At 69.7% G+C, this 15,571-nt stretch carries 18 protein-coding genes; 8 read left to right on the plus strand and 10 right to left on the minus strand.

The annotated features are described in order from the left end of the window. Positions 1-56 precede the first annotated feature (56 nt). The 5 genes from HUO13_RS02890 to HUO13_RS02910 all read right to left on the minus strand — a co-directional run bounded on the left by HUO13_RS02890 (position 57) and on the right by HUO13_RS02910 (position 4,516). Positions 57-1,052, minus strand: a complete 996-nt coding sequence (locus tag HUO13_RS02890; RefSeq protein ID WP_211899956.1) for an o-succinylbenzoate synthase — start codon at positions 1,050-1,052, stop codon at positions 57-59. 101 nt (positions 1,053-1,153) lie between these two features. After that, positions 1,154-1,426, minus strand: coding sequence for a helix-turn-helix domain-containing protein (locus HUO13_RS02895; RefSeq protein WP_211899957.1), 273 nt, complete (start codon positions 1,424-1,426; stop codon positions 1,154-1,156). Next, positions 1,426-1,914 (minus strand): DUF2975 domain-containing protein, encoded by a 489-nt coding sequence (locus tag HUO13_RS02900; protein WP_211899958.1) that lies wholly within the window; start codon positions 1,912-1,914, stop codon positions 1,426-1,428. Before HUO13_RS02900 ends, HUO13_RS02895 begins: the two co-directional genes overlap by 1 nt. Before the next feature lie 255 nt (positions 1,915-2,169). Beyond that, on the minus strand, positions 2,170-2,763 hold the full coding sequence (locus HUO13_RS02905) for a suppressor of fused domain protein (protein WP_211899959.1): 594 nt from the start codon (positions 2,761-2,763) through the stop codon (positions 2,170-2,172). Positions 2,764-2,854: 91 nt separating this feature from the next. Continuing rightward, positions 2,855-4,516, minus strand: coding sequence for a DNA repair helicase XPB (locus tag HUO13_RS02910; RefSeq protein ID WP_211899960.1), 1,662 nt, complete (start codon positions 4,514-4,516; stop codon positions 2,855-2,857). A 41-nt stretch (positions 4,517-4,557) separates the two neighbouring features. On the opposite strand from HUO13_RS02910, the gene HUO13_RS02915 reads away from it, so the two are divergent. Next, positions 4,558-5,010 (plus strand): recombinase family protein, encoded by a 453-nt coding sequence (locus HUO13_RS02915; RefSeq protein WP_211899961.1) that lies wholly within the window; start codon positions 4,558-4,560, stop codon positions 5,008-5,010. On the opposite strand, the gene HUO13_RS02920 is transcribed toward HUO13_RS02915, so the two are convergent. Together HUO13_RS02920 and HUO13_RS02925 are read right to left on the minus strand one after the other, a co-directional pair. Then, positions 4,968-5,162, minus strand: a complete 195-nt coding sequence (locus tag HUO13_RS02920; RefSeq protein ID WP_211899962.1) for a hypothetical protein — start codon at positions 5,160-5,162, stop codon at positions 4,968-4,970. The genes HUO13_RS02915 and HUO13_RS02920 overlap by 43 nt on opposite strands. 358 nt (positions 5,163-5,520) lie before the next feature. Continuing rightward, a complete protein-coding gene (locus tag HUO13_RS02925) occupies positions 5,521-6,285 on the minus strand; it encodes a TauD/TfdA family dioxygenase (protein ID WP_211899963.1) in 765 nt (254 codons plus the stop codon). Between the two features lie 175 nt (positions 6,286-6,460). Here HUO13_RS02925 and HUO13_RS02930 point away from each other — a divergent pair, with 175 nt between their 5' ends. Both HUO13_RS02930 and HUO13_RS02935 read left to right on the plus strand, forming a co-directional pair. Then, a complete protein-coding gene (locus tag HUO13_RS02930) occupies positions 6,461-6,898 on the plus strand; it encodes an NUDIX hydrolase (protein WP_211899964.1) in 438 nt (145 codons plus the stop codon). Between the two features lie 144 nt (positions 6,899-7,042). After that, entirely contained in the window at positions 7,043-8,179 is a 1,137-nt protein-coding gene (locus tag HUO13_RS02935) for a helix-turn-helix domain-containing protein (protein WP_249124408.1), read from the plus strand. A gap of 190 nt (positions 8,180-8,369) precedes the next feature. Here the strand turns inward: HUO13_RS02935 and HUO13_RS02940 are convergent, their stop codons facing one another. After that, on the minus strand, positions 8,370-8,627 hold the full coding sequence (locus tag HUO13_RS02940; protein WP_249124409.1) for a hypothetical protein: 258 nt from the start codon (positions 8,625-8,627) through the stop codon (positions 8,370-8,372). A gap of 115 nt (positions 8,628-8,742) precedes the next feature. Here HUO13_RS02940 and HUO13_RS02945 point away from each other — a divergent pair, with 115 nt between their 5' ends. After that, the gene (locus HUO13_RS02945) at positions 8,743-8,940 is read left to right on the plus strand and encodes a helix-turn-helix domain-containing protein (protein WP_249124410.1); all 198 of its coding nucleotides are present in this window, start codon (positions 8,743-8,745) and stop codon (positions 8,938-8,940) included. Positions 8,941-8,948: 8 nt separating this feature from the next. Here the strand turns inward: HUO13_RS02945 and HUO13_RS02950 are convergent, their stop codons facing one another. Continuing rightward, positions 8,949-9,458, minus strand: coding sequence for a hypothetical protein (locus HUO13_RS02950; protein ID WP_211899967.1), 510 nt, complete (start codon positions 9,456-9,458; stop codon positions 8,949-8,951). 209 nt (positions 9,459-9,667) lie between these two features. On the opposite strand from HUO13_RS02950, the gene HUO13_RS02955 reads away from it, so the two are divergent. From HUO13_RS02955 to HUO13_RS02970, 4 genes are all read left to right on the plus strand, one after another. Then, positions 9,668-10,405: an LppU/SCO3897 family protein gene (locus HUO13_RS02955; protein ID WP_211899968.1), complete on the plus strand. Its 738-nt coding sequence runs from the start codon at positions 9,668-9,670 to the stop codon at positions 10,403-10,405. Between the two features lie 208 nt (positions 10,406-10,613). Then, the gene (locus tag HUO13_RS02960) at positions 10,614-11,429 is read left to right on the plus strand and encodes an LppU/SCO3897 family protein (protein WP_211899969.1); all 816 of its coding nucleotides are present in this window, start codon (positions 10,614-10,616) and stop codon (positions 11,427-11,429) included. Positions 11,430-11,534: 105 nt separating this feature from the next. Next, positions 11,535-13,130: a benzoylformate decarboxylase gene (gene mdlC, locus HUO13_RS02965; RefSeq protein WP_211899970.1), complete on the plus strand. Its 1,596-nt coding sequence runs from the start codon at positions 11,535-11,537 to the stop codon at positions 13,128-13,130. Positions 13,131-13,626: 496 nt separating this feature from the next. After that, a complete protein-coding gene (locus HUO13_RS02970) occupies positions 13,627-14,607 on the plus strand; it encodes a DUF418 domain-containing protein (protein ID WP_249124411.1) in 981 nt (326 codons plus the stop codon). An 85-nt stretch (positions 14,608-14,692) separates the two neighbouring features. Here the strand turns inward: HUO13_RS02970 and HUO13_RS02975 are convergent, their stop codons facing one another. Next, a complete protein-coding gene (locus HUO13_RS02975) occupies positions 14,693-15,571 on the minus strand; it encodes an ABC transporter ATP-binding protein (RefSeq protein WP_211899972.1) in 879 nt (292 codons plus the stop codon).

The raw sequence follows: 15,571 nt of genomic DNA on the forward strand, positions 1-15,571 counted from the left end.
AGCCGTTTTTCCGGGGCGTGAGTCCGTTGGGTCGCTGTCGCTGCGGAGAAGACTGCTCACCCCGCGGGCAGGAGGGCGTGGACGCGGCGCAGCCGGTCCAGCCACCGCCGCTGGACGTCGGCGGGCGGCGTGGCCGCCGCTACCAGCGCGGGCGTGGGCTCCGGCGGACGCCGGGGCACCGGCAGCCGGCCGTCGGCGGGCACCAGCGAGTCGGCGACGACGTCGCCTTCGAGCAACGCGATCGTGCCGAGCCCGCAGGCGAAGGGCAGCTGCGGCAGCGCACCCGCCAGCGCGAGCTGCGCGGCCAGGCCCACGCTGCTCTCGACCGCCGACGAGACCACGCACGGCAGGCCGCTCGCCTCGGCCACCCGCAGCGCGCGGCGCACCCCGCCCAGCGGCGAGACCTTGATGACCGCCACGTCGGCGGCACCCGCCACGGCCACCCGCATCGGGTCCTCGGCCCGCCGGATCGACTCGTCGGCGGCGATGCGGACCTCGACCCGCCGCCGGACCGCGGCGAGCTCGTCGACCGACGGGCACGGCTGCTCGACGTACTCCAGGCCGCCCGCCGCGCGGTCCAGCTCGCGGATCCGGGCGACCGCGGTGTCGACGTCCCAGGCGGCGTTGGCGTCGACGCGCACCGCACCGCCGGGGCCGAGCGCGTCGCGCACCGCGGCCACCCGCTCGACGTCCTCGCCGGGCGGACGGCCGGGCTCGGCCACCTTCACCTTCGCGGTGGCGCACCCGGAGCCCGCGGCGATCTCGTGCGCCTTCTCCGGCGTCACGACCGGAACCGTGCAGTTCACCGGCACGCTGTCGCGCACCGGCTCCGGCCAGTCGCCCGCGCACGCCTCCAGCGCGGTGGCCAGCCACGGCACCGACTCTTCGTCGCCGTAGTCGTCGAAGGGGCAGAACTCGCCCCAGCCCGCCGGACCGCGCAGCAGGACGCCCTGGCGGACGGTGATGCCCCGGAACCGGTTTCGCATCGGGAGCCCGTAGACCCGCACGGCGTCGAGGTCGGTCAGTTCGATCCTTGCCCCGGTCGCGTCCATGGCCTGATCCTTTCAGCCCTAAACCGATCGTGCGTGCCGAGGGACCGCACACCGCCCGGATGGCCGTGCGACCCGAACGCCGCTGCGACTGTCGGCGGTTGCTACGAATCCGGCCCGCTCGTGAGCGGTTGGGCACCGCTGCCGGCCAGCGGCACATCGCCCGCCCGCTCCTCGGGTTCCCAGCGGAGCAGGTCGCCGGGCTGGCACTCGAGCACCTCGCACAGCGCCGCGAGCGTGGTGAAGCGAACCGCCTTGGCGCGACCGTTCTTGAGCACCGCCAGGTTCGCAGGGGTGATGCCCACGCGCTCCGCGAGAACGCCCACGGACATCTTGCGCTTGGCCAGCATCACGTCGATGTCGACGACGACCGGCATCAGATCACCTCGTTCAGCTCCGCCTGCAGGTGCTTGGCCTCGGAGTCGCGCGCGACCGCCTGGGCCAGCAGCGTCCGCAGCACGAGCACGAGCAGGGCGACCCCGGCGACCATCACGCCCGCCCCGCCGATCAGGAGGACCACGCCCGGGGCGACCGCCTCGCCCGGTGCGAGTGCGACGCCCAGCGCGAACGTGAGGAGGGAGGCCGCCCCGACCGCGCCGAGCACGACGTCGACGTAGCGGAAGGCGGCGTGGGAGAACACCGTGCCCCGTCGGACCATCGTCAGCAGCCGCCACACGCAGACCATGGTGACCTGGCAGGTCACGATGCCGAGCAGCACGATCGCGATGACCGGGACCCGCACGGCGGCCGGGGCCTCGTCCAGGTCGGTGGCCAGCAGCGGCACCATCACCGCCTGGACGAACAGCGAGCCGGCGAGCCCGAAGGCGAGCACCACGCGCAGCGCCAGTACAGCCACTTTCCCCATTGGCCCTCCTTCGATCGAATAGCGATCTAAATCTATCGTTATTCGGTAGGTCGGGCAATGGGGCCTCTGCCGTGGCGCTCGAGCCAGGGCTGATGACGCAGATCGATGAAGACATCCGGACGTGCTGGAGATCGTCTCGACGGGCTGGAGACCGTCTCGGCGTACTGGAGCCAGGGGCCGCACACCACGGAGTGCAGGAGCGGGACCGGTTCGGGTGCGCACGCCTGCGCGGCGGTACCGCTACCCCTCGGCCGCCTACGCGACGCTGGGGCGCCCGAGGTCGAAGACGTCGACCTCGAAACGCGCCCACTGCTGCCGCAGCGCGGTGACGCCGTTGTCGAGGATGAAGTTCAGCTCGCCCAGCGTCACCGGCAGCAGCGTGAAGACCTGGAGCTGCTCGATGCCATCAGGGTCGGTGAAGCGGGTGAACTCCGGCGGGAACATCGGGTGGCCGCTGGCCAGCACGCCGTGGAACTCGGTGTGCGGCAGCAGCGGCTCCTCGTTGGGCACGATCTGGTCGGGCACCAGGTGGGTTTGCTGCGTGACCAGCAGCTCGGCGGTCAGGTCGACCAGGTGCCTGGCCGCCTCCGCCTGCTCCTTGTAGACCGTGCACGCCAGCTCCTGCGCCGGCTCGGCACCCAGCGGCTGGAAGCGCAGGCCGCTGCTGATCACCGTGGTCAGGTGGTAGCGCTCCTGCTGGAAGAACACCAGCGCGTAGCCGCGGTTGTCGCCCCGCACGTTCGGCGGCTCGGCACCGGACGGCCGTCCGGCGTGCCGTTCCAGGTTCTCCGCGAGCCCCACGAACCGGTGCGCACCACCCACAGTCGTTCCGTGCTGCTCGGCGCTCATCCGCTCTCCCGCTGAATGCCTACGTTGCCGCCCACGTTATCCGGTCCGGCTGCCGGTGTGGCCGTTTTGCCGCCGCGCCCGCGGGTCCGCATCAGCCCACGTCGGGGATGGCGGGTCCCAGCAGGTCGTCGGCGTCCACGATCCGGTACGCGTAGCCCTGCTCGGCCAGGAACCGCTGCCGGTGCGCGGCGTAGTCGGTGTCGAGGGTGTCGCGGGACACCACGGAGTAGAAGTGCGCCTGCTTGCGTTCGGCCTTCGGGCGCAGCAGCCGCCCGAGCCGCTGCGCCTCCTCCTGCCGCGAGCCGAAGGTGCCCGACACCTGCACGGCGACCGACGCCTCGGGAAGGTCGATCGAGAAGTTGGCGACCTTGGAGACCACCAGCCGGTTGATCTCGCCGCGTCGGAACGCGTCGAAGAGCGCCTCGCGCTCCTTGTTCTTGGTCGAGCCCTCGACGATCGGGGCTTCCAGCGCCTCGCCCAGCTCGTGGAGCTGCTCCAGGTAGGCGCCGATGACCAGGGCGGGCTCGCCGGGGTGCTGGTCGAGGATGGCCTTGACGACCGGCGCCTTGGTGCGGGCGGTCGAGCAGACCTTGTAGCGCTCCTCGGCCTCGGAGGTCGCGTACCGCAGCCGCTCGTCGTCGGTCAGGGTGACCCGCACCTCGACGCACTCGGCGGGGGCGATCCAGCCCTGCGCCTCGATGTCCTTCCACGGCGCGTCGTAGCGCTTCGGGCCGATCAGCGAGAACACGTCACCCTCGCGGCCGTCCTCGCGCACCAGCGTCGCGGTCAGGCCCAGCCTGCGCCGGGACTGCAGGTCGGCGGTCATCCGGAAGACCGGCGCGGGCAGCAGGTGCACCTCGTCGTAGACCACCAGACCCCAGTCCCGGGAGTCGAACAGCTCCAGGTGCTTGTACTCGCCCTTGGACTTGCGGGTGATCACCTGGTAGGTGGCGATGGTGACAGGGCGGATCTCCTTCTTCTCCCCGGAGTACTCGCCGATCTCCTCCTCGGTGAGCGAGGTGCGCTCCACCAGCTCCCGCTTCCACTGCCTGCCTGCCACGGTGTTGGTGACCAGGATCAGCGTGGTGGCCTCCGCCTCGGCCATCGCGGCGGCGCCGACCAGCGTCTTGCCCGCGCCGCAGGGCAGCACGACGACGCCGGAGCCCCCGGCCCAGAACGCCTGCACGGCCTGGCGCTGGTAGTCGCGCAGCGCCCAGCCGTCCTCGGCCAGCGAGATCGGGTGCGCCTCGCCGTCGACGTATCCGGCGAGGTCTTCGGCCGGCCAGCCGATCTTGAGCAGCAGTTGCTTGAGGCGCCCGCGCTCGCTGGGGTGCACGACGACGGTGTCGTCGTCGATGCGGGCGCCGAGCATCGGCTGGATCTTCTTGTTCCGCAGGACCTCCTCCAGCACGGCCCGGTCCAGCGAGACCAGCACCAGCCCGTGCGCGGGGTCGTTGGTGAGCTGAAGCCGCCCGAAGCGGCCCATCGTCTCGACGATGTCGACCAGCAGCGGCTGCGGCACCGGGTAGCGGGAGTGGCGCACCAAGGCGTCGACGACCTGCTCGGCGTCGTGCCCGGCCGCCCGGGCGTTCCACAGCGCGAGCGGCGTGATGCGGTAGGTGTGCACGTGCTCGGGGGCGCGTTCGAGCTCGGCGAACGGTGCGATCGCGATGCGGGCCTCGTCGGCCTGCGCGTGCTCGACCTCGAGCAGCAGTGTCTTGTCGGACTGGACGATCAGGGGGCCGTCGGTCACGGCGCGCACTCCTCGGCGCTCGGGGGTGTCGGTTTTCGCAGGTGATCGGCAGTGCCGGGGTCAACAGCGGGACCGCCGCCCAGTATTCCACCGTCCGGCTCGGGCCCGGTCGGGGAGCGGTGGTGAAGGCCACAGGACGGGGTGCAGCGGTCCATGTGCGCTTGTCACGCGACACCGACGAGAGTACTTCCACCAACGGCAGCATGACGCCTGCGAGGCCCTCTGTGAGGCACGTGGCTGGTCCGTCGCAGCGGTCGAGGAAGACATCCTCCAAGCTTCAGCCGATACTCGCGCGGCTCGACGACATCGACGTCATCGATTTCTTCAAGATCGACAGGCTGGTGCGGTCGACGGTTGATTTCGCCGAGATCATGGCTCGGGCGGAGGCCAAGAACGTCGCGCTCGCGTCGACTCGCAGCAGTGGTGCACGATCCGTACAGGTTGTTTCCGGTCAGTGCTCGGCATTGATGATCAGCGGCAGTCCGGCGCGGTGACGTACGTGCTCGGCGAGCTTGTCGAGGGTGTTCGCCAATTCCTCGGACTGCTGGGGGCTGTAGCGATCGCCGGGGATGTCGTGCGCGGCATCGTCCAAGAGCCACTGCGCCTGGCGTAGTACCACGACCAAGGCGCGATCCTCGGGCGTCATGCGGCGGTCTCCGTGTGCGAATTGGTAGCCGAGTGCGCCCGTGCCGTTTTCCTGGCCGTTCGCCTGCCGCCGAGCAGTCGAGTTACGAGGCCCTGTCGGCTGCGGGTGGCGGGTCGATTGGGATTGCGCAGCATGCGTATTGCTCGGGCGTATGCGAGGCATCGTGCGCAGGTTGGGCCATCGGGTGAAGTCAGAGAGGTGACGGTGACGACGTAGCCGCAGGACGCCATGTAGATGCCTTTCCTGCTAGCGATTCCGGCGGCTACAGCTTCGTCGGTTACCAGGTGGGCGAGTCCGTCGACCTGGTCTGTATACGGGGACAGGCGAATCGAGGTCATGGTGCGCGTCCTGGACTGGCTCAGGTGCGAATATCGAGCGTGAAACCGGCAGGAATTCCTAGGCGTGGCAACGGTTCTAGGTTGACTCGGTACATCCGGCGGTGTCCGGTGAAGGCCCGCCGGTCGTGTAGCCATCGACGGTTGTTCAAGATGTAGCCGTGCCCGGTGTCGAGGGTGAATGTCATGGCGTGGCGGTCGAGCGAGTTGCGGAGCGCGGGCAGCCATCGTGTGACTTCCGGGGCGAACTGAGCGAGTTCGTCCAAGCGAAGCCGAAGTGCAACGAGCGCATCAGCAGACCGTTCGAACACGGCACCGAGATGTCCGGCGGCCCCGCCGAACAGAGCGGATCGTGGCTGTGAGAGTGCGTGCACAGCTTCGGGTTCAGTCTCGGCAAGATCGGCGTGAACCGCTTGGCCATCGATCGCGATGCACTCCCCGCCTGTAGCCGCTGGCTGCCTGCACGCCATCAAGAGCAGGCTGGGTGGATTGGGGACGCCTGATCGATCCGTATGCGGGTTCAAGGCGTCGGTGCTGAACCCGGCGAATCCCGACCGATGCCCGACCTTGCCGAGGTTGGCGATCGTGGTCACGCCATCGGCAGTGCTGTCCCGGTGCTGCGTGATGGTGCCGAGAGATCGCGCGAGGTCGAGCAGACTTGCCTGGTCATGGACACCTTCGATGAGCGCGATTCCATCCGCCGCGAGCTTCGTGACGAGTGTCGAATGCCCGTCACTGGTGGTGATGTCGATTCGATGCGTTTCGACCGCTGACGAAGTGGGGAGCATTGCGGTACCTCCGGAAATCTCGGTCAGGTGCCTTCCAGCTCAGCCCGTCTCGTTGACCGCGTCCACTGACAGATTGTCACCACGTGTCACCTCATCGACGCAGCTAGCTGCTGTCGGTGCGGTGCTACGTTGCCGATGGACCGTCCGCTACCGATCCAGCTCGGAGGCTGCCCAGATGACCACGCCCGGCTACGTGCCGCGCAGCTACTCGATCTCGATCAAGGGCGTCGTCGTCCGTGACGGGGCGGTGCTGCTGCTGAAGAACGAGCGCGAGGAATGGGAGCTGCCGGGCGGTCGAATCGAGCTGGACGAGACCCCGGAGGAGTGCGTAGCCCGCGAGATCACCGAAGAGACGTCGTGGCCGGTGACGACCGGGCCGATTCTCGACTCGTGGATGTACTACATCGACGATGCCGAGAAACACGTCTTCATCGTGACCTACGGCTGCTACGCGGACACCGACGCCGAACCGGCTTTGTCTCACGAGCACAAGGAAATCGGCCTGTTCCCTGAATCCGTGATCGCTGATCTGAACATGCCCGAGGGCTACAAGCGCTCGATCGCTACCTGGTTCGCTCGACTGCGGGCAGCGGAGTCCGAACTCGTGAGGTGAGCGAGTATGGCCAGTCGCCGATGTGAGGCGTGCGGTGTCGAGCTTGGCCGTTACGCGGTCGAGTCGGTGTGTCCGACATGCCACGCAACCGCGAACGCACCGACACCGGTCCTGCCAGCCGCACGGCTTGCACCCGCCGTGTGGATGTGGTCGGCACCTGAAGCGAGCATCGCTCTTGCCACGCGGGACCTCGCGACGATCCTGCGCGTCTATCGGCGGTTGAACCGGCTCAGTCAGGAGAAGCTCGCAGCCACCCTCGGGTACGACAAGACATACATCTCGATGATCGAGACCGGCCGCCGAACGATCAGCGACGTCGCGACCCGCAGGCAGATAACGCGCGCGCTTGGGCTACCCGCGCACGCACTCGGGGTGACCGACGCCGACGATGCCGACTTCGCCGCGATGCTCCAGTTCGGCGATTCGACCGTTCGTCTCGCCGAGATCGCCCGCCAGTCCGGGCGTGCGGTCGACGCTGTCAACGAGCTGTGGCCGCTGGTCGCCCGGCTCGAAGCCCGCGCCGTCGAAGGGCACATCGAACGAGACAGCCTCGCACTACTCGGACAGGCGCGGGTCGCACTCGGCGTCTCGCTCGGCACTGTGCTGCCCGAGGAGAGACTCACCGCCGCTGCACGTTGGACGGGAAAGGCGCTGATCGTCGCTCAGAGGCTCGGAGACCGCACTTTCCTCGCTCACACACTTCGGATGCACGGCAACGAACTACGCAAGGCCGGACACGTCCCGGCGGCCGTTGCCCGGCTCGAACAGGCCACCGAGCTAGCCGACGACTCGACCGGGCGAGGAACTGCTCTTGCTCTGCTGTCCCGTGCCGCCGGTGAACTCGGTGACGGTGACCGGTTCGACCAGGCAATTTCGGGCTACCGGGATCTCCTCGATCAGCACCCCGGGAGCGGGCTGCTGTTCAATCCGTTCACGTTCCGCGAGATCGAACTACGTGGCCTCGTCGCGACCGGACGCGCCCGCGAAGCGGTCCGGATCATCGATACACCCCAAGTGGACGCCATACCGGCCGCGCCGCAGTGGCACATCATCGAACGCGTCACCTCGGGCCGTGTCCTGGTGGAGGCGGGCGACCGCCAGGGTGCAGCGGAGGCGTTCCGGACTGCCCTGCGCGCTGCCGAGGGGCACCGACTGCCCCACCAGATTCAGCGCGCCATCAGGGCCGCTGAGTCCGGGAATCTTCACGGCGTCGCGGCCGAGGGCACAGCAGCCCTCCAACGTCTCCGCGATCTCCTCGGACCGCCCGCAATCAGTGCCTGATCATCGGGGTGTGCCGTACTATGTGCTTCGGCCTTGATCGTTTGGACGATCAGGGGGCCGTCGGTCACGGGCGCGCACTCCTCGGCGCTCGGGGGTGTCGGTTTTCGCAGGTGATCGGCAGTGCCGGGGTCAACAGCGGGACCGCCGCCCAGTATTCCACCGTCCGGCTCGGGCCCGGTCGGGGAGCGGGTCATCGACGGTTCTTCTCACGGGTCTTCGATGAGCGGATCACGGCTTCGGGCGGAACACCCGCTTCCGCGAGCAGGACGTGGCGGCACTGCTCGCACGACCTGAACGTGATCCAGTCCATCTCCGAGGGCTGCGCCAGCGGGACAGCACGCCCGCATACCGCCTCGGCGGCCGGTTGGCCTTCCCAGCGCCTGCCTCTGAACGCGTGGCGGAGGCCGCCCTTGTCGTCGGGCACCGGCTGCCAGTAGTGCCGCTCCATCACGCCACGCCTCCTCAAATCAGACAGTTAGGCCAAGCGGGCCAACAATAAGGCCAATCAGGCCCAAGAGGCCAAGCAGGCAGCACAGGACACCGCGCAGCCATACGTTCGTGTCATGGGGAAGCGGCTGCTGTCATCAGGCGAGTTGGCGAGCGAGCTCGGCATCTCGCGCCGCTCGGTCAGCCGCTACGCCGACGAGGGCCTGATCTCGGTCGCGCTGGTGACGCCCGGCGGTCGGTACAAGTTCGACCTCGACGTCGTGCGCGACGAGCTTCGCAAGCTGGCGGAAGAACGCCGGAACGACCGGCCGTAGGCCGTGGCCTAAAGCCCCTCGATGACCGCGCCGCCGTGCTCGGCGAGGTCTCGGATCTGCTCGCCGCCGGTGCCCAGTCCGATCAGGAAACTGCCGTCGCGGGCGGCGATGCTCCGGAGGACGACGCGCTTCGGGGTGGCGCCCTGCCCAACGAGGACGGAGTCCGGTCGCTCGGTGATCTCCACCTCCGGCCACGGGTACGCGCGCTGCCGCACGACGACACCGCCGTCGAAGCAGTGCAGCCGGGGCCGTGCGGCGTAAGAGCGCCGTTCCCGCAGGACCGCCCGGACGGCGACGGCCGCCACGAGCGCCACCAGGGCGGCCCCGAGCACGGTTCCGCCTGTGGTCTCCGCGGCGATGAGCACCCAGACGCCAACCCCGAGCACGATCGTCCACATCATCGGCCGCAGCGTCGAGCCCTGGCTGCCCCTCGCTTCGGAGCCCTCGACCGTCGTGAGCACATGGCTGCCGAAGCCGTTCTCGGCCGCCAGTTCCGCGACCTCTCCCGGTACCCGCATCGCGCCCTCCCCGCCCCACCCGCACCCCTGGCCTGACCACGGTATCCACGGAAAGTGGAGAAGGGATCACGTTCGGTGGCCGAAGTTTCCGGGTCTGGCCGGAAAGGACTTCCTGCACATTCCGATCTGGTTCGTATATGTCGGATCCGACCACATCGGGACGGGCCGCTCGGCTAGGTTGCTCTTCGGTCATCACGTAGGAGGAACAGGTGAGCTACCCGCCGCAGCCAGGACAGTACGGCCCGCAGCAGGGGTGGGGACCGCAGCAGCCCCCGCAGGACGGGTCGCAGGACTTCTGGCGCCAGGTGGCCGGTGGCACCGGCGGGCCGCAGCCGCCCTACCCGCCGCAGCCGCCGAAGAAGAGCAACACCGGCCTGATCATCGGCCTGGCCGCCGGTGGCGCGGCGCTGGTCCTCGTGGTCGTCGTGATCCTGGTGTTCGCGCTCAGCGGTGGCAGGGACGACAACCAGGCCGGCGGTGAGACCGGGGGCGGCACCTCGCCGACGACGTCGAAGACCCGGCCCACCACGACCTCCAGCGAGACCGGCTCGGGCATCGAGGTGGGCGACTGCGTCGCGCTGTCCGGCCAGTCCGGCGGTTCGCTCACCGAGGAACCCTGCGGCAGCGCCGACTCCGACTACGAGATCGTCGAGGTCAGGAGCGGTGAGGACAAGAACGGCTGCCCGGACAACTACAGCAACACCTACAGCGGCGACACCTACTGCATGGTCCTCGACGTCGAGGTCGGCGACTGCCTGACCGGCTACAGCGAGGACGACTCGATGCTGCCGCTGAAGGAGGAGTGCGCTTCCCCGGCCGCGGTGGACCAGGTGACCAAGGTCGACACCAACCCGACCGCCGAGCAGGTGTGCAAGCCCGAGGAGGGCTGGTACTCCTTCCAGGACCCGCCGTTCACGGCCTGCTTCGCCGACAAGAAGCCCGCCTGACGGCAGCAAGCCCGCCTGACGGCAGACGGGCTGGACATCGGCCGGTTGTGCCCGTGTGACACCGGCCGGTACCGCCCGCTGCCCATCGGCCCGTTCTGCCCTGGCACGAGAAGGACGCCTGGTGGCGGCGGTTGCGTCAATTCCCCTCCGCCGGTTCAGCCGCTCGGCTAAGTTCCTCCGTCGGTCGAAGATCGCGTGAGAGGTAGTCGTGACGTATCCACCGCAGCAGCAGGGGCCGTACGGTCAGCCCGGCCAGCCCCAGGGGTATCCGCAGCAGCCCGGGTTCCCGCAGTCCGGGCCGCAAGCCGTGCCGGGGCAGGCGTGGGGAGCGCCCCAGTTCGGCCAGGCCGGCGCCGGATACCCGCCCCCGCCGGGCCAGGTCCCACCGGGCCAGGTCCCACCGGGCCAGGTGCCGCCCGGCCAGGTGCCGCCCGGCCAGGTCCCGCCGGGCCAGGTCCCGCCGCAGGGCCAGGGGTTCGGCCCGCCGCCGGTGCCGCCCCAGCCGTCCAAGGGCGGCGGTGGCGCGATCGCGGCGAAGATCATCAGCGCGGTGGTGGCCGTCGCCGTGCTCGGCCTGGTCGTGCTGGGCATCAACATGGTCAGCGGCAGCGGTGCCCCCGAGGCCGGTGAGTGCCTCAACCTCACCAACAACAGCACCGTCAACCCCGACTGGGAGGTCGCGCCCTGCGGTTCGGCGGACTCCGACTTCGTGATCGCCAAGCAGCTCGGCGGTTCCGACTCGTGCGGGGAGGAGTTCTCCGAGGTCAGCAAGAGCGGGCGCCGCACCAGCGGCTACACGTTGTGCCTGGTCCCCGACGTCAAGGCCGGCGACTGCATGAACATCCCGCAGTACCTGGGCCTGGAGGAGAAGGTCGCCTGCGGTGACGCTGACGCGAACATGGAGGTCCTCTCCGTCGAGAACAGCACGGCGGGCGAGTCCGCGTGCGACTACGACCAGGAGTTCCAGTACATCGTCTACAACGAGCCCGCCCCGGGCCGGACGATCTGCATGAAGCAGGTCTGATGCTTGCGTGAGCAAGCTAATGTGGAGGTCAGGGCCCCTCGTGTGATGTCGTGGTGCGCGGTCTCGCCGCAGCCGGCGGGACCGCTACGAACGGGGAGGGCAAGCATGCCGGAGGAAACCTCGACGGTCCGCGACATCACCAGGGGGCTGCTCCGGCGCCTCGGGCTCACGACGGTGTTCGGCAACCCCGGCACCACCGAGGTGCCCTTCCTCACCGACTGGCCCGACGACTTCCGCTACGTGCTCGGCCTGCAGGAGTCCGCCGTGGTCGCGATGGCCGACGGCTACGCGCAGGCCCGCCGCGAGCCGGTGCTGGTCAACCTGCACTCGGCCGGTGGTGTGGGGCACGCGCTGGGCTCGGTGTTCACCGCCTACCGCAACCGCACGCCGATGATCGTCACCGCTGGGCAGCAGACCCGCTCGCTGATGTTCGGCGAGCCCTTCCTCGGCGCCACCGACGCCGCCTCGTTCCCGCAGCCCTACGTGAAGTGGAGCTACGAGCCTGCCAGGGCCGCCGACGTGCCCGCCGCGCTGATGCGTGCCTACCAGATCGCGACGCAGCCGCCGTACGGTCCGGTCTTCGTCTCCATCCCCGCCGACGACTGGGACCAGCCCGGCGTCGAGGTGGCCGACCGCCCGCGCACCCGTGGCTTCGCCGCCGACCCCGATGCCGTGGCCGAGCTCGCCGAGGCGCTGAACTCCTGCGAACGCCCGGCGTTCGTCGTGGGGCCTGCCGTCGACGGTGACGGCGTGGTCGACGAGATGGTCCGCCTGGCGGAGAAGGCGCGGGCCGAGGTGTGGGTGAGCCCGATGTCCCCGCGCTGCTCGTTCCCCGAGGACCACCCCGGCTTCGCCGGTTTCCTGCACCCCGAGCGCAAGGCGCTCAGCAAGGAGCTCGCCGCCTACGACCTGGTTGTGGTGTGGGGAGCTCCCGCGTTCACCTACCACGTCTACCGGGGCGAGTCCGATGTGGAGCTGCCCGAGATGTTCGTGGTGCACGACGATCCCGACGTGCTGGCCCGCGCGGCCCGGGGCCGGGGCGTGCTGGGCACGCTGGCGCACTCGGTCCGGCAGGTGTCGGCGCTGGTCGGCCAGTCCGGCCGGGCGGAGCCGCGGGGCTGCGAGCGTCCGGCCAAGCCTGCGCCGTCCACGCCGATGACCGCGGCCTACGTCTTCGACACGATCAGCTCGGCGCTGCCCGACGACGCGGCGGTGGTGGAGGAGACCCCGAGCCACCGCAACGACCTGCACGACTACTTCCCGATCCGGTCCACCGACGGCGGTTTCTTCACCTGCGCCTCGGGTGCGCTGGGCTACGGCATCGGCGCCGCCGTGGGCGTGGCGATGGCCGACCAGTCGCGGCGGACCGTGGCGGTGCTCGGCGACGGCTCCAGCATGTACGGGGTGCAGGCGCTGTGGACCGCGGCGCGCGAGCAGACCCCGGTGACGTTCGTGATCATGGACAACTCCCGCTACGCCGCGGTCGCGGTGCTCGGCGAGGCGGCAGGGGGCAGCAAGCTGCCCGGTGTCGAGCTCGGCGGCATCGACTTCGTCGGCCTGGCAGGCAGCCTCGGCGTCCCGGCGAAGCCGGTGAACACACCCGAGGAGCTCGACGCGGCGCTCGGCGAGGAGTTCGCCACCATGGCCGGGCCGTCGCTCCTGCACGTGAAGGTCGACCCGGGGCAGCGCTACCTGTACTGAGCCGCACCGCCGATGTCCGCTCACCGGCGTGTTCCGAGGAGCGGCCAGGTAGCCAGGCGGCCACTTCGTCGAACCTCTCCAACCTCCGGGCGCAACTTCGGGCCATGTCCGGACGCACCAGGGCAGCCTCTTCCCCGCCACGGGATCGCGTGCAGCGGACGAGCAGCGCTGCACATGTCATCGGCGCAAGGCTCCCGGCCGAATGGCCATGACCGCATCCGCCGATAGGCCATGCGCTGCCGGGCGCCTTGTCCGCCAGGCCGATGCGCATGGAGGCGCGCTACCGACATTCTTGCCGGCAGCGACACCGCCGCCGGCACGAAGAGCAATGCAGGTGCCCTACTCGCGAGTCGGGCCTTGACGTGCGTAGCGCCGGTGTTTCGAGGCCGAGCGAGTTCACCTCGGCCGGCTGGGACATCCAGCGCGAACCGTCCACGACTGGCAACTCATGCGCCAGAAGGGAAAACAACGCATGGCAACGGCTACCGCGCCAACCGTGAGGACTGCGTTCCCGCGGTCCAGTTCGGGTCCGCGCATCGGCCAGCTCGACGCGCTGCGCGGGTTGGCACTCGGCGGGATCCTGCTGGTCAACATCGGCCAGATCATGCACATGTCCGGCATCGTCGACCTCCGCAAGCTCCCCATTCCGCACGTCCTGGACATGACCGCGCACCAACGGTTCTTCCCGCTGTTCGCGTTGCTGTTCGGGGTCGGCTTCGGCATCTTCCTGCAGCGTGCGGGGGCCAAGGCGCAGCGGCCCAGGCTGCTGCTGTTGCGCCGCCTGGCCGCGCTCGCCGTACTCGGTGCTCTGCACCACTTGTTGCAGCCAGGTGAGGCGCTGCTGCCGTATGCGCTGTTCGGCATCGTGGTGCTGCTGCCGCTGAGCTGGGTACCGCGCTGGATCAACCTGGCGATCGGACTGACCATGACCGTGGTGCTGACGGTGCTGTTCGGCGGTGGTCTCCTCCTGGTGCCGGGCCTGCTGGTGACGGGTTTCGCACTGGCCCAGCTGGGTCTTCCGGACGCACTCGACCGGCTCGGCCCGCACCTGCTGACCGCGTTCGTGGTCGCGGCCGCGGGTTCGGTGGCCGCTTTGATCTGGCAGGAACAGGACCCCCTGAGCGCCGGCTTCACCCCGTCCTCGGCTGTGGCCGGGTTGACCATGGCGGTTGCCTACGCCACCGGGCTTCTGCTGGTCCTGCGCACCCCGGTCGGCCGATGGCTGGCTCCCACCCTGGAGGCACTCGGGCGGATGGCGCTCACCAACTACATCACGGCGACCCTGCTCATCGTCTCCTTCGGCGCCGCGCTCGGACTGGAGGATTCGACCGCCTGGCCGACCATGCTCGGTTTCGCCGCGGCGATCCTGGTCGTGCAGGCGCTGTGGAGCCGGTGGTGGCTGGCCCGCTTCCGGTACGGGCCCCTTGAATGGGCCTGGCGCTGCGTCACCTGGTGGCGTCGCTTCGACCTGCGCTGACCAGACCCGTGAGTCTTCGGGACGCCACGGCGCTCCGAAGACTCACGGGTGCTGCGCGGGCGAGGGCACTTCGAGTTGCGGCCGGTCAATTCCGGGCGGTCTCGCGGGACTCCGCCCGCTCGGCCTCCGCCCAGCGGTCGGCCGCGGCGCGGTCCGCCGCCGCGGTGCGTCCGTCCGCAGTGGACGCCGTCTGCGGGCTGCGCACCTGGAGCAGCCGCGCAACCTCGCTCCGCAGGTGGACGAAGGTGTCGGACTCGCGGGTGGTGATCTGGTCGCGCTCGCTGCCGAGGTCGACCGGGATGTCGGCCACGATCGAGGCGGGCGACTTCGACAGCACGAACACCCGGTCGGCGAGGTAGATGCTCTCGTCGATGTCGTGGGTGACCAGCAGGACCGTGCTGTCGAACTGCCTGCGCACCCGCAGCAGCAGGTCCTCCAGCTCGAAGCGGGTCTGCGCGTCCACCGAGGCGAACGGCTCGTCCATGAGCAGCAGCGCCGGGCGGCACGCCAGCGCGCGGGCGATCGACACCCGCTGCTGCATGCCGCCGGAGAGCTGCCACGGGTACTTGCGGGCCGAGCCGGACAGGCCGACCCACTCCAGCACCTCGTCGGCCCGCTCGTGGCGCTGCGCCTTGCTCAGTCCCCTGGAACGCAGCGGGAACTCGACGTTGGCGCGCACCGACAGCCACGGGAACAGCGAGCGGCTGTAGTCCTGGAACACGACGGCGAGGTCTGACGGCACGCCCTGAACCAGGTCGCCATGCAGGCGCACCTCGCCGCTGCTCGGCGTGAGCAGGCCGGAGATCGCACGCAGCAGGGTGGACTTGCCGCAGCCGGAGGGACCGACGATGCACGCCAGCTCGCCCGCCTCGACCTTGAACGACAGCTCGTCGATGGCGAGGTTCGCACCGGCGCCCGTTCCGTAGCGGTGTCCGACGCCGGAGACGTCCAGCATGGTCACCAT

The organism is Saccharopolyspora erythraea (genome assembly GCF_018141105.1).
Classification (GTDB): Bacteria; Actinomycetota; Actinomycetes; order Mycobacteriales; family Pseudonocardiaceae; genus Saccharopolyspora_D; species Saccharopolyspora_D erythraea_A.